At 40.2% G+C, this 12,716-nt stretch carries 18 protein-coding genes; 9 read left to right on the top strand and 9 right to left on the bottom strand.

Features of this window, described 5'->3' with window-relative positions; translation table 11 throughout:
- Positions 1-20: 20 nt before the first annotated feature.
- Positions 21-383, top strand: a complete 363-nt coding sequence (locus PH_RS07575) for a ribonuclease P protein component 4 (protein WP_010885676.1) — start codon at positions 21-23, stop codon at positions 381-383.
- Here PH_RS07575 and PH_RS07570 read toward each other — a convergent pair.
- Together PH_RS07570 and minD are read right to left on the bottom strand one after the other, a co-directional pair.
- On the bottom strand, positions 376-624 hold the full coding sequence (locus PH_RS07570; RefSeq protein WP_010885675.1) for a hypothetical protein: 249 nt from the start codon (positions 622-624) through the stop codon (positions 376-378). The genes PH_RS07575 and PH_RS07570 overlap by 8 nt on opposite strands.
- Complete coding sequence (gene minD, locus PH_RS07565; RefSeq protein WP_048053438.1) at positions 621-1,403, bottom strand: cell division ATPase MinD; 783 nt, start codon at positions 1,401-1,403, stop codon at positions 621-623. Before minD ends, PH_RS07570 begins: the two co-directional genes overlap by 4 nt.
- A gap of 161 nt (positions 1,404-1,564) precedes the next feature.
- Here minD and PH_RS07560 point away from each other — a divergent pair, with 161 nt between their 5' ends.
- Positions 1,565-1,960, top strand: coding sequence for a DUF2095 family protein (locus PH_RS07560; RefSeq protein WP_048053607.1), 396 nt, complete (start codon positions 1,565-1,567; stop codon positions 1,958-1,960).
- On the opposite strand, the gene PH_RS07555 is transcribed toward PH_RS07560, so the two are convergent.
- Complete coding sequence (locus tag PH_RS07555) at positions 1,957-3,468, bottom strand: AMP phosphorylase (protein WP_010885672.1); 1,512 nt, start codon at positions 3,466-3,468, stop codon at positions 1,957-1,959. The genes PH_RS07560 and PH_RS07555 overlap by 4 nt on opposite strands.
- A gap of 12 nt (positions 3,469-3,480) precedes the next feature.
- The gene (locus PH_RS07550; RefSeq protein ID WP_010885671.1) at positions 3,481-4,128 is read right to left on the bottom strand and encodes a glycosyltransferase family 2 protein; all 648 of its coding nucleotides are present in this window, start codon (positions 4,126-4,128) and stop codon (positions 3,481-3,483) included.
- Between the two features lie 48 nt (positions 4,129-4,176).
- Between PH_RS07550 and PH_RS07545 the strand changes: the two genes are divergently transcribed.
- The 7 genes from PH_RS07545 to uppS all read left to right on the top strand — a co-directional run bounded on the left by PH_RS07545 (position 4,177) and on the right by uppS (position 9,693).
- Positions 4,177-4,404 (top strand): MoaD/ThiS family protein, encoded by a 228-nt coding sequence (locus PH_RS07545; RefSeq protein ID WP_010885670.1) that lies wholly within the window; start codon positions 4,177-4,179, stop codon positions 4,402-4,404.
- 5 nt (positions 4,405-4,409) lie between these two features.
- A complete protein-coding gene (locus PH_RS07540; protein WP_048053437.1) occupies positions 4,410-4,919 on the top strand; it encodes a CBS domain-containing protein in 510 nt (169 codons plus the stop codon).
- Entirely contained in the window at positions 4,889-6,166 is a 1,278-nt protein-coding gene (locus PH_RS07535; protein WP_010885668.1) for a cation:proton antiporter, read from the top strand. The genes PH_RS07540 and PH_RS07535 overlap by 31 nt, the downstream gene beginning before the upstream one ends.
- A gap of 281 nt (positions 6,167-6,447) precedes the next feature.
- Positions 6,448-7,710 carry a glutamate dehydrogenase gene (gene gdhA / locus PH_RS07530; RefSeq protein ID WP_048053436.1) on the top strand — a complete coding sequence of 421 codons (1,263 nt, stop codon included), beginning with the start codon at positions 6,448-6,450 and terminating at the stop codon, positions 7,708-7,710.
- A 105-nt stretch (positions 7,711-7,815) separates the two neighbouring features.
- The gene (lrpA, locus tag PH_RS07525) at positions 7,816-8,241 is read left to right on the top strand and encodes an HTH-type transcriptional regulator LrpA (RefSeq protein WP_010885666.1); all 426 of its coding nucleotides are present in this window, start codon (positions 7,816-7,818) and stop codon (positions 8,239-8,241) included.
- A 139-nt stretch (positions 8,242-8,380) separates the two neighbouring features.
- Positions 8,381-8,902, top strand: coding sequence for a gamma carbonic anhydrase family protein (locus PH_RS07520; protein ID WP_010885665.1), 522 nt, complete (start codon positions 8,381-8,383; stop codon positions 8,900-8,902).
- The gene (gene uppS / locus PH_RS07515) at positions 8,899-9,693 is read left to right on the top strand and encodes a polyprenyl diphosphate synthase (protein WP_010885664.1); all 795 of its coding nucleotides are present in this window, start codon (positions 8,899-8,901) and stop codon (positions 9,691-9,693) included. Before PH_RS07520 ends, uppS begins: the two co-directional genes overlap by 4 nt.
- Here uppS and PH_RS07510 read toward each other — a convergent pair.
- Genes PH_RS07510 through PH_RS07490 form a run of 5 tightly spaced genes read right to left on the bottom strand, consistent with a single transcriptional unit; the run spans position 9,690 to position 12,710 of the window.
- Positions 9,690-10,238: a deoxycytidylate deaminase gene (locus PH_RS07510; protein ID WP_010885663.1), complete on the bottom strand. Its 549-nt coding sequence runs from the start codon at positions 10,236-10,238 to the stop codon at positions 9,690-9,692. The two genes, uppS and PH_RS07510, sit on opposite strands and share 4 nt — an antisense overlap.
- Positions 10,239-10,277: 39 nt before the next feature.
- Complete coding sequence (locus PH_RS07505; RefSeq protein WP_010885662.1) at positions 10,278-11,072, bottom strand: M48 family metallopeptidase; 795 nt, start codon at positions 11,070-11,072, stop codon at positions 10,278-10,280.
- Between the two features lie 6 nt (positions 11,073-11,078).
- Positions 11,079-11,447: a BlaI/MecI/CopY family transcriptional regulator gene (locus PH_RS07500; protein WP_010885661.1), complete on the bottom strand. Its 369-nt coding sequence runs from the start codon at positions 11,445-11,447 to the stop codon at positions 11,079-11,081.
- A gap of 38 nt (positions 11,448-11,485) precedes the next feature.
- On the bottom strand, positions 11,486-11,842 hold the full coding sequence (locus PH_RS07495; protein WP_048053435.1) for a DUF2304 domain-containing protein: 357 nt from the start codon (positions 11,840-11,842) through the stop codon (positions 11,486-11,488).
- Positions 11,843-11,846: 4 nt separating this feature from the next.
- Positions 11,847-12,710 (bottom strand): glycosyltransferase family 2 protein, encoded by an 864-nt coding sequence (locus PH_RS07490; RefSeq protein ID WP_048053434.1) that lies wholly within the window; start codon positions 12,708-12,710, stop codon positions 11,847-11,849.
- Between the last annotated feature and the right edge of the window lie 6 nt (positions 12,711-12,716).

Below are 12,716 nucleotides of genomic sequence, written 5' to 3'. Positions count from 1 at the left end.
TTTTACTTTATTTTTTATGGATGGTGGATATTGTGAAGAGGAGGGATTGGGAGAAGAAAGAAAAAAAGAAAATTGCCATAGAAAGGATAGACACCCTTTTTACCCTTGCGGAGAGGGTTGCTAGATATTCGCCAGATTTGGCTAAAAGATACGTTGAACTTGCCCTTGAAATTCAAAAGAAAGCCAAGGTAAAAATACCAAGAAAATGGAAGAGAAGATATTGTAAGAGGTGTCACACTTTTCTAATTCCTGGGGTGAATGCTAGAGTTAGATTGAGAACAAAAAGAATGCCTCACGTAGTTATTACCTGCCTAGAGTGTGGTTACATCATGAGGTATCCCTACCTTAGGGAGGTTAAACAGAAAAGAAAAAAGGCTACTTGATATCCTTGATTTCCTCTTCTATGGATTTTTCTAGTTGCTTTTCCCACTCTGTTACGTCAAATTCCTCAAGCTCAGATTCTAAATCCTCTTTAAGGTTCATGACACGTCTCTTTAATTGGCTCTTTGTTTCTTCATCATATATAACATAATAGGGGTTTCTTCTAGCTGATAAGTATAACATTCCAATTATTATGTTCAGGATTATTGAAATTAATAAGGCGATGAGTATTAGGGAGTTCATCTTCTCCTCCCCCCAAATAAGGCTTTAAATATCCTTTTAACTGGGCTCTCTGGCTCGGGAGGCTTCCATTTAATCCCTGCGAGCTTCGCTGCTATTTGCTTGTAAGCTATAGCTGCTGGACTAGTTGGATTCTTAACCACCAGGGGAACTCCATATGCTGAAGCTCTCTTAACCTCTGGATCCTCCGGTACAATTCCCAGGACTGGAACCTCAAGAAGGGCTTCAATTTCCTCTCTGCTGAGTTCAGTCTTCTCATTGGTAACCCTATTAAGAATAGCGCCTAGAGGTAAAGTTCCTAACTTTTCAGCAACTAATTTGGTTTTTAATGAATCTGTAATCGCTGCAATCTCTGGATTTGTCACGATAATTAATTCCTTTCCAATTAGTAGGGCTGTAACAGATGTTAACTCGAGACCCGCAGGGGCATCTATTAATATAAAATCTCCCATCTGGCTTATTTCTCTAATTAACTCCCTAAGTCTCTCGGGCCTTGCCTTCTTCACTTTTTCTAGACTTAACCCTCCTGGAATTACCTTTACACCAGCGGGCCCTTCATAAATGGCATCTTTTAGCTCGGCTTCTCCCGCTAAAACATCATGAAGTGTTACTGGAATATCCTCCATTCCAAGGATTAAGCTTAGGTTTGCCATCGTTATATCTGCGTCAATTACTATTACTTCTTTCCCGAATTGAGCTAATGCAACGCCAATATTAGCGACAGTTGTGGTTTTACCTGTACCTCCTTTTCCAGATGCGAAGACTATTGATCTTCCTTCCAAGATCTATCACCCCTAGAGATTACGTTCCTTCTAAGCAAATTTCATTCCTAAAGTTAAATATCTTTCTACTTTCTATTTCATTAGAGAAGAGCTCAAAGAATAACTTTCTAATGTTAAGTTCCGAAAACTATTTTAGGCAGTTCGGTGTAATAATCAAAGCCATGACAAAAAAGAAAAAGAAGCCTATAGACGAGCTTCCATGGCAGGAGTACGATATTGAGGAGTTTAAAGAGAAATTCCCAGCTTTAGCTAAAGAGTTAGAGGAAAACTTTGGTGATTTAGAGATTACAGGGATAAGATTGGACGAGTATCAGGTGCTTGAGGAAGAAGAGGAGGAAAAAATAGATTTCTCAGGTTACAATCCAACAGTAATAGACTTTCTTCGTAGGTGTGACACCGAAGAGGAAGCTCTTGAAATAATAAACTGGTTAGAAAAGCAGGGTGAAATTACACCTGAAATGGCAAAGGCCCTTAGGGTAACCCTGGTTCACAAGGGAGTCAGGGCGTTTGGCCCGAAAAAAGAATGGGGATGGTATGAAAGGCATGGGAAGCATTAAATGTTTCCAATTACCTGAAGAACCATTCCTTCTATCTTTATAGGTTCAAGCCTTCTTGCCAGGACTATTGCTTTTTCCAGTCTGCTTTCACTTTCTGCATGTATTGTTATTAAGGGATCCCCTTCTTTGACTTTCTCCCCTACCTTTACATGTAACCTTACACCCGCTCCTTTATCCTCTGGTGCCCCTGCTTCCCTGGCTATAGCTGTTATGGCCCTATTATCTATTCCAGTTACATATCCTCCGGTCTGAGCGTGGATTGTATAGGTTTTATCTCCAATGGGAATATCTTCAGGCTTAATATTAGGATCTCCTCCCTGCTCTTCTATAATTTCCTTCATTTTCTCGTATGCTTTTCCGCTTTCCAGGATTTCTTTAGCCACTTTCTTTCCCATACCTTTTGGAGCAACTCCACCCATCTCCAGTAATATGCCCGCTAATCCAGTGGCTTTCTCAACTAGACTCCCTGGACCTTTTCCTGTCATTAGTGTTTCTAATGCCTCCTTAGCTTCTAGGGCGGGGCCTATAGCGTATCCTATTGGCTGACCTCCATATGTTATGGCAACTTCGACGTACTGTCCTAGTTTCTTTCCAAGCTCAATGAAATCCTTAGCCAGTGTTCTAGCTTCATCCATTGTTTCAACCTTTGCCCCTTTTCCTGTGGGAATGTCTATTAGGATATACTGACTGCCAATCGCATATTTCTTTGACATAATACTTGCCAGCATTAATCCCCTTGGATCTAGGCTTAGCCTCCTCTCAACATGAATAGTTAAATCATCTGCTGGGGCCAAATTTAAAGCCCCTCCCCATACGAGGCAGGCCCCTATCTTTTCAACGATCCTCTTAATCTCATCTAAACTTAGCTTAACATTTGTTAAGACCTCAACTACATCTGCTGTTCCTGCTGCACTTGTTATTGCCCTTGAACTTGTCTTTGGTATCGTTAGACCAGCTGCTGCTACAATAGGTACGACGAGGATGTTGGTCTTGTTCCCTGGTACCCCTCCAATACTATGAACATCCATAATGGGTTTCCTGTCTATGTCAAGCATGTCTCCCGTCTCGGCCATTGCGATTGTCAATGCTGCTATCTCATCCATGCTAAGCCCGTTAATTTCTATAGCTGTAATAAAAGCACTTATTTCAGTATTCCTAAGCTTTCTATCCACGATGTCTCTAATTATTGTCTCAATTTCTACTTTTCTTAATTTCTCTCCTTTCATCTTCTTTTTTATGTATTTTACACTTTCGGGGGTTCCACTAGGTGTTATTGAAACTACTTCACCCTCGGAAAATTGATAGCTTGATAGTATATCCTGGGATAGCCCAACTTCTCCATCCTCAATGAAATCACCAATAGCTACACTTGCATATATCGATCTTTTTCCACTTTCTATTTTTACTAAGTCGTTTGGATGAAGCTTCCATTCTTCAGCGTCTCTTGGGCTTATAAAAACGTTGAAGCTACCAGTCTTTATTTTCAGAATTTTTACTTTTGCCCTCATTCTTTCAACACCTCAATACTTAATTAATGCGAAGAGAAACCTAAAAATATCGATCATCTTAAAGTGTCCAGTTTCTACATCATATCTAGTTGATATGGGCACTTCTAAGATTCTTGCTCCCTTTTTTATTGCTTTTATGAGAACTTCCGTCTCTACCTCATATCTATCACTTTCTATTACGGGTACAAACTCTCTCCTAATTGCCCTAAAACCACTTTGGGTGTCTAGAATTTTCTTTCTAGTTTTGAGCGTGATTAACCTTGTTGTTATGAAATTGCTTATTTTTCTCGACATTGGCCTTTTTCCTCTTGTTATAATTCTCCTACCTATGACTAAATCTGCTCTACCCTCAACTATGGGTTTTACTAACCTGTATATCTCTTTAGGGTTATGTTGACCATCAGCATCCATAAAAACTATAATATCCCCAGTAGAGATTTTTAGCCCTTCCCTCATAGCGGCCCCCTTTCCAGAATTTTTATTTAATCGAATAACTGTAGCCCCCAATTCCATAGCAACTTTTGACGTTCCATCACTTGAGCCATCATCAACTACTATGACCTCATCGACAAAATCAGGTATTCCCTTCAATACATTCCCAATACGCCTCTCTTCATTATAGGCTGGAATTATCACCGAGATTTTATTGTGTCCCAACATAAAAATAAATTTAACTTAAGTAGTTAAATATCTTCCGGAGGTGGGGAGATGAAAATTAAGCTCATGGGAGTTTTCTCTCATTTAGCCGGTTCCCAGGAGATTGAGGTTAAAATTTCAGGAAAGAAGAGAGTTGGGGATATCCTTAGGGAAACTATACCTAGATTTGATGACATCAAAGGGAAGATAATTATTATAAATGGTAAGATAGCTACAGAAGATGCGGAGGTAACGGATAAAGATTTCGTTAAGGTAATGCCAGTAGTAAGCGGAGGATGAGAAAAATGGAGCTGGAAAGAGCTTTAAATGCTTTTCATTCAATGAAACTAACTCAGATAACTCCACCTTTGACTCAGATGCCCATTTTAGAGGAGAATTCCTCAATAATTAATGCTCTTAAAATACTCAGAACTAGGCATCACGTTTGGGTAGTTAATGACAGGAAAGAGATGAAGCTGGTTGGTGTGATAAGGTATTTTGATGTTTTCTATATCCTAATGCCGCCAAAAAGGGCAAGACTCGGGAGTATAAGCCCTCTATTTAAATCAATATTTGGCGGAGCAGAAAAAGTTGGAGAGATCATGGAAAGGAATGTTCTAACAATCGAGGAGGATGCCACCATTCTTGACGCGCTTGAAAAGATGAGAAGGTATAAAGTTGGAATATTGGCTGTAGTAGATGAAGAGGGGAGGCTCAAGGGAGAGGTCAGCTTGAGACTGCTAATAACTGAATTTCTAAGACTTTTGAGGGTGGGTGGTGAGGAATGGAGGCAACATGGATCCTCTTCACAATAGGTACTGCTATAATAATAGCGAAGATTGGAGATTCCATAGTTGAGAGGTTTGAACTTCCTGGGGTTCTTGGTGAGCTGTTAATGGGAATGGCACTTGGGAATCTCGTATATTTTGGGCTCATAAAGAGTGAATATTTACCCATAACTATGGGATCTAGTGAGGTCATAGACTTTTTGGCAAAATTAGGTATAATCCTCCTGTTGTTCCTAGGAGCTCTTGATACTGATATTGAAAAGCTTAAACGAACGGGAGTGACAGCAGTCGTTTCAACGATTATGGGGGTTTTCGTTCCACTTGCATTGGGTTATTATGCCTTGAGGGTTATGGGGTATGGATACAGGGAGGCTTTTGCTGGGGGTGTCTTACTAACGGCAACAAGTATCGGATTGACCGTTAGAATAATGATGGATCTTGGTGCTCTTAGGAGTGAGGTTGGGGCTGCTTCTTTAAGTGCTAGCGTTATAGATGACTTCCTTGGAATAGCCCTAATAATTTTCGCAGTAGGTTCTGGATCTCTTCTGGAGCTTAGTGCCAAGATAATCGTGTTCTTTATAATTACGGGCGTTCTTGGCTGGTATTTGGTGGATCATTATATTAAGTTCGCTGAAAAGCTACATGTGGAAAAGGGAGTTCTTGGCTTAGTTATAGGTTTAATGTTCATATTTGCAGCTTTAGCTGAGGATTGGTTTGCTGCTGCAATAGAAGGTTCATTTATGGCTGGTCTTATACTATCAAAGCTCCCCGAAGGAAAAAGGATAATGGAAGAGGTAAGGAGTATTGGATATGGCTTTCTGATTCCACTCTTCTTCGTTCATACAGGGGCGATGTTAAACCTAACGGTATTCAAGAACATCGAGGCATTTAAGCTAGCCTTTGTTTTAACCACGATAGCTGTGGTTGGAAAGGTCATTGGAAGGGGCTTTGGAGCATGGTTGACGGCTTGGGGAAGAGGGAGAGGATTTTTATTCACTAAACAGAACTTCAGAATGTCTCTTCAAATGGGTATAGGTTCAATCCCAAGGACTGAGGTAGCTTTAGTAGATCTCATGGTGGCAATTCATGGAGGGGCTATATCATCGGGTAACGTTCCGAAGTTTATAGCGGCTACCCTCATCTTTATCACGGTCTCAGTATTGATAACACCACCTCTCCTCAAGTGGGCATTTAAGGAAGAAGTTGAGGCCCAGAAGATGGCCAAGCTTGAGAGTAGGAAAGAAAGAATTGAAAGAAAAAAGAAAGCCCGATGATTGGAAGTGGAGTGAGCTGATGCATGATGACCGACTTCCCTCTGAGGGCTTTTTATCCCTTAGTCATCAGAGTTTTAATATGTTCATCGATGTATATAAAAATTTGAGATTTAAAGGGAGTTTTCATAAAGATATACTCCTGTGTCCCACTTTCAAATCGAAAGAAAGATCATCTCCTTGAATTTCCTTAACGAAAGGATTTCCACCCTCATTTACCGAAAGCTTTATATAGGCTATTGCTCAAATTTGTATCGCCAATCAACTAAATTGGAGGTGTGGATATGGTTGAGCAGGATCCCTTTGAAATTGCAGTTAAGCAGCTTGAGAGAGCTGCCCAACACATGAAGATAAGTGAAGAAGCTCTCGAGTTCTTGAAGAGGCCTCAGAGGATTGTTGAGGTCACAATCCCCGTTGAAATGGATGATGGCTCTGTAAAAGTTTTCACAGGATTTAGAGTCCAATACAACTGGGCTAGGGGTCCAACTAAAGGTGGAATTAGGTGGCATCCCGAAGAGACTCTAAGTACTGTTAAGGCCCTTGCAGCTTGGATGACCTGGAAGACTGCTGTAATGGATCTCCCATACGGTGGAGGTAAGGGTGGAATTATAGTTGATCCAAAGAAGCTCTCCGATAGAGAGAAGGAGAGACTTGCAAGGGGCTACATTAGGGCCGTTTACGATATAATAAGCCCATACGAGGACATACCTGCTCCCGATGTTTACACCAACCCACAGATAATGGCTTGGATGATGGATGAATACGAGACGATTGCCAGGAGGAAGACACCAGCCTTTGGTATAATAACCGGGAAGCCCCTCAGCATCGGTGGATCCCTTGGAAGGAATGAGGCTACCGCAAGAGGAGCAAGCTACACAATTAGGGAAGCAGCTAAGGTTCTTGGATGGGACGGACTCAAGGGTAAGACAATCGCAATTCAGGGTTATGGTAACGCAGGTTACTACCTAGCAAAGATAATGAGCGAAGATTACGGAATGAAAGTCGTAGCCGTAAGCGACAGCAAGGGTGGAATTTACAACCCAGATGGCCTTAACGCTGATGAGGTTCTCAAGTGGAAGAGGGAGCATGGAAGCGTTAAGGACTTCCCAGGAGCTACGAACATAAGCAATGAAGAACTACTTGAGCTTGACGTTGATGTCCTAGCTCCGGCGGCTATAGAAGAAGTCATAACCAAGAAGAACGCAGACAACATTAAGGCTAAGATTGTTGCAGAGGTAGCCAACGGTCCGGTTACCCCAGAGGCCGATGAGATACTATTCGAGAAAGGAATCCTTCAGATTCCGGACTTCCTATGTAACGCTGGTGGAGTTACGGTCAGCTACTTCGAGTGGGTGCAGAACATAACCGGTTACTACTGGACACTTGAAGAGGTTAGAGAGAGACTTGACAAGAAGATGACGAAAGCATTCTATGACGTCTACAACACCGCAAAGGAGAAGAACATACACATGAGAGATGCAGCTTATGTAGTTGCAGTCCAGAGGGTCTACCAGGCAATGCTCGATCGCGGATGGGTTAAGCACTGAGCTTTTTCCTTTTCTTCTTGTTGTTTTAGGTTTAAATTATGTACCTATTCTAACGGAATGATTTATATAGTATGGTGTCAATCTTATACTTAGGTGGTTTGAAGAATGATTGATGAGAGGGATAAGATAATACTTGAAATATTATCAAAGGATGCGAGAACCCCATTTACTGAAATTGCAAAGAAACTTGGTATAAGCGAGACAGCTGTGAGGAAGAGGGTTAAGGCCTTAGAGGAGAAGGGAATTATCGAGGGATACACAATAAGGATAAATCCTAAAAAGTTGGGTTACTCCTTGGTTACAATAACAGGCGTTGATACTAGGCCAGAAAAACTATTTGAGGTAGCTGAGAAACTCAAAGAGTTTGAATTCGTGAGGGAGCTTTATCTCTCTAGTGGAGATCATATGATAATGGCCGTAATCTGGGCCAGAGATGGAGAGGACCTTGCAGACATTATATCAAATAAAATAGGTAAAATAGATGGTGTAACTAAAGTCTGTCCAGCAATAATCCTTGAAAAATTAAAATAGGCTCGGTTGCGAGGGTATTCATCATCTTTCACTTCAGCTAGCGAAATTTTCCTCATCACCCCCTTTCATCGTTAATTATATTTAAACCCCTAAAATCTTTAAAAAGTCGTAGTATACTTAACTTCTGGAGGGAGGTTAAATGGCGATTTACGAGATTAATGGAAAAAAACCGAGAATTCACCCTTCGGCGTTTGTAGATGAGAATGCTGTTGTAATAGGAGATGTAGTCTTGGAGGAAAAAACCAGTGTCTGGCCTTCAGCAGTCCTTAGAGGTGATATTGAGCAAATTTACGTGGGGAAGTATTCCAATGTTCAGGATAATGTTAGTATCCACACATCTCACGGTTACCCAACGGAGATAGGAGAGTACGTTACCATAGGCCATAATGCAATGGTTCATGGGGCAAAGGTCGGGAATTACGTTATAATTGGAATTAGTTCCGTGATCTTGGATGGGGCAAAAATTGGAGATCATGTGATCATTGGAGCTGGGGCCGTTGTTCCCCCGAACAAGGAGATCCCAGATTACAGTTTGGTTCTTGGCGTTCCAGGGAAGGTTGTTAGACAACTAACTGAAGAAGAAATTGAATGGACCAAGAAGAACGCTGAAATATATGTGGAGCTAGCTGAAAAGCACATTAAGGGGAGAAAGAGGATATGATATATCGTATTATCTCCCATATTCCAAAAATATTTTTTAAACCTGCCTACGATTTATACGAGAGGTATTTAATAGAAAAAGTGAAGTCTGGGGTTCTTCCCAAGCATGTTGCAATAATAATGGATGGAAATAGAAGATGGGCAAGAAAGCATGAGAAGCCTCCTTGGTATGGTCATCTCTTTGGTTCCAAGAAACTTGAGGAAATTTTAGAATGGTGCCACGAATTGGGAATTAGGATATTGACGGTATATGCCTTTTCTACTGAGAATTTCAAGAGATCCAAAGAAGAGGTTGACAGACTGATGAAGTTGTTTGAAGAAAAATTTAGGGAGTTAGTTACGGACAAAAGGGTTCACGAGTATGGGGTTAGGGTGAACGTTATAGGTAGAAAGGAACTCCTTCCAAAAAGTGTCAGAGATGCCGTGGAAGAAGCTGAAAGGGCTACAAGAAAATACAATAATTATATCCTAAACGTCGCTTTAGCTTATGGTGGAAGGAGTGAAATTGTTGATGCTGTTAAGGATATCGCTAGGGATGTAATAAGCGGGAAACTCAGAATAGAAGAAATAGATGAAGAACTTTTGAGAAGATACTTATACGTTCCAAATATGCCAGATCCCGATATTGTGATTAGAACTGGAGGGGAGGTTAGGATAAGCAACTTTCTCCTTTATCAGATAGCATATAGCGAGCTGTTCTTCGTTGATGTATACTTCCCAGAGTTTAGGAAGATTGACTTTTTGAGAATAATAAGGGAGTTCCAAAAAAGAGAGAGAAGATTTGGACGTTAATCATTTTTTTCCATACAGAACTCAGGGAAAAGCTCCTCAAGAAATTCTTTTACTCTTTCCCTGGAGAGCTTGAATTGTCTAATTTTTATTAATCCTTTTTCCTGGGCCTCTTTTAGTAACATTTCTGTGACCTCATTGGGATACATTTCCTCGTAGACTATCTCCTTAATTCCAGCGTTTATTAGGAGTTTTAAGCAGGTGTCACATGGAAAATGAGTAACGTAAAGGGTTGCTCCTTCAAGGCTTATCCCTTTTCTTGCGGCCATGGCTATAACGTTTTGTTCTGCATGGACGGCCCTATGACAGTGTCCATCCACCATTATACATCCAACGTCTATGCAATGATCCATGTTTCGAGGTGCTCCATTGTAGCCCGTTGCTAAGATATATCCATCTTTAACCGCAACGGCCCCCACTCTTAGTCTGGGGCACGTGGCCCTTAAGGAGACTAACTTAGCTATTAACATAAAATATTCATCTTTTGTTGGTCTGATCTTCTTTATTTTTTCAGCTTTTTCCTTATCTAATACTATTTCAACCTTCATGGATTAACCTCTGCTGGAGAGTTTATTTTTCTTTCGAAGCTAGTTTAAGAACTCTAATCTTCTATACATCTCAACTATTGCGATTATCCTTGCTATCCTTTCATCGTAACTTGGATGGGTGCTTGGTAATGGAAAAATTTGGGGTTCCCTTTTTTCCTCTCTCCTTATAGATGGTTGGATAGTTGGAAGTGGCATCTCTTTAGTTTTAAGGGCTTCTTCATAGAATTTAAGTTCTTCCAAAGCACTTTTAAGGGCATACGGAACTTCTGCAATTTGAAGCGCTACCCTATCGGCCAAAAACTCCCTTTTTCTTAGGAATTTTAAGAGCGAAAAGGCATATATCACGAATACCAGGAAAGATACTACCTTAGTTATAAAACCAGTTGCGAAGATTACAATTATTGCCGTTATTATCCCCATTATATATTTTCCATACCTTAATAGGGGAAATAATACCGTGTCTCCATTCTTTATATGTCCAATCTCATGGGCTGCTACCGCAAGTACTTCTTCTTCGTTAAGTATCTCAAGGAGTCCCGCCGAGAGTACTATTGAATTCTGAAAAGAGTATGCTGTTGGGATTGGATTATCCTCTATGTATATGTTCGGCGTAGATATCCTGGCCTTGTTTGCCATCCTAGCTACCCCATCGTAAAGCCAAGGCATATCCTCCCATGTAACCTTTGAGTATTTATTGCGGGGTAGTTTCACTTTTAATGAAACTTTACATAGAACGAACAGCCCAAAGATAAGGGCAAGGAATATAAATAACCCCTTTAAGCCCAGAGCTTTTACAATTAATATCATCTGAATTAGAAAAAGGATTATTAACATTTTCCTTCACTTTTTAATTTTCTTTGCGAGGTATGCATAGGTAGCCTCCCTAAAGTTAGCTATTAAGGAATCTATAATTTTCTCAACTATCTTTCTCTCGAACTCTTCCCTTGTAGTGGTTACGGTGTATATGTATTTAATTCCTCCTCTTCCTCTGTCCATTCTTCTCGTTAGAAGACCTTTCTCGCAAAGTCTATTCATTAATATACTAACCGTTGACCTTCTAATCTCAGGATGTTTCTGCTTTAGGTATTCATAAACTTCTCCAGCTGTTCCTTCTTTTATCTTCCACATATATTCCATTATTTCCGCTTCGAGTGCGGGTAATACAGATTTTATTCCCTTTTGATTAAGCTTAAATTCACTAGGTTCCATCTGGTTCCCCTCTATAGATGTTTTAGTGCATCTAAAAATTAAGGTTTTCGCTCAATTTCATCTTCAAGTTCTTTAAGTCTGATCGATATTTTCCTGTTTAGCTCAGTTATTTCTCTTTCGATCTTATCAATGTCAAGGTAGAGCTTAAAGAGGAGAATATAGGTAAGTCCTATTGTTAAAACGAACAAGGCATCAAGCCCTCTTCCAAGTCCAAAAATTCTCTTTATTTCAATTGAAATTCGTAGAGGGGCCAAGGCTATTATAAGGAGAACTATAAAAAATGCCTCCCAAGTTATTAAGTCAGAGAGCTCTAATTTACCCTTTTTATGTCTAAAGAATGCGTATATCATAAGGGTAAGGATTACTATAATGGCAATGTACTGAATCGTATACATATTTTCACCTCCTGAAAATATCAAGTAGCAGGTTAATAGCTATTTTTATTCCCTCCATAACGTTAGTTCCCTTTTTCATTGAATATTCAGTATATACAGCCTTTATTGGAACTTCTACTATTTTACATTTTCCTCTCGATGCTTCCACTATTATCTCGCTGGAGACTGCATAACCATCACATGTAATTTTTATCTTAGAAGCACACGCCCTTGAGAATGCCCTTAGTCCACTCTGGGAGTCTGTAACGTACCTCATTGCAAAAACTGCCGTAATAGTGTTTAATACTATGTTCCCGATTCTCTTTACCAGGGGCATCTGCCCTATATCTCCTTTAAATCTACTTCCTATGGCTAGATCGGCCCTCCCTTCTACCACTGGCTTAATTACCTTTAAAGCGTCTTCAAGCAAATGTTGCCCGTCGGCATCAAATGTGACTATTATTTCGGCTCCCCTCATTAAGGCATAGTAAATTCCGGTTCCAAGGGCTCCTCCAAGTCCTCTGTTTATTATATGGCTTATAACATGGACTCCCTTTGACTTGGCAATCTCTCTTGTTTTATCCTTGCTTCCATCATCAACAACGATAATATTATTGGGTTTGAATACCTTTAAAAGAGAATCGAGAACAGATCCTATTGTCTTTTCTTCATTGTAGGCTGGCATTACTATGTAGGTCTTTCGCAATTTATTAATTATCTCTCTTAATCCGTCCCAGGATTCTGAAGTGTATTCTACATCTAAAATCCTTATATAATATCTTCCAATTATGGGTAAGGCTTTTTCATTGACTTCAATACCTAAAGATTTCACGAAACTTAAAAGCTCGCTATCCTCCCTTGAGGATACTCTAGCACTCTCGAGCTTCACGGTGCT

The sequence above is a fragment of the Pyrococcus horikoshii OT3 genome, from assembly GCF_000011105.1.
Taxonomy (GTDB): domain Archaea; phylum Methanobacteriota_B; class Thermococci; order Thermococcales; family Thermococcaceae; genus Pyrococcus; species Pyrococcus horikoshii.
This window is presented reverse-complemented; position numbering and strand designations above follow the sequence as displayed.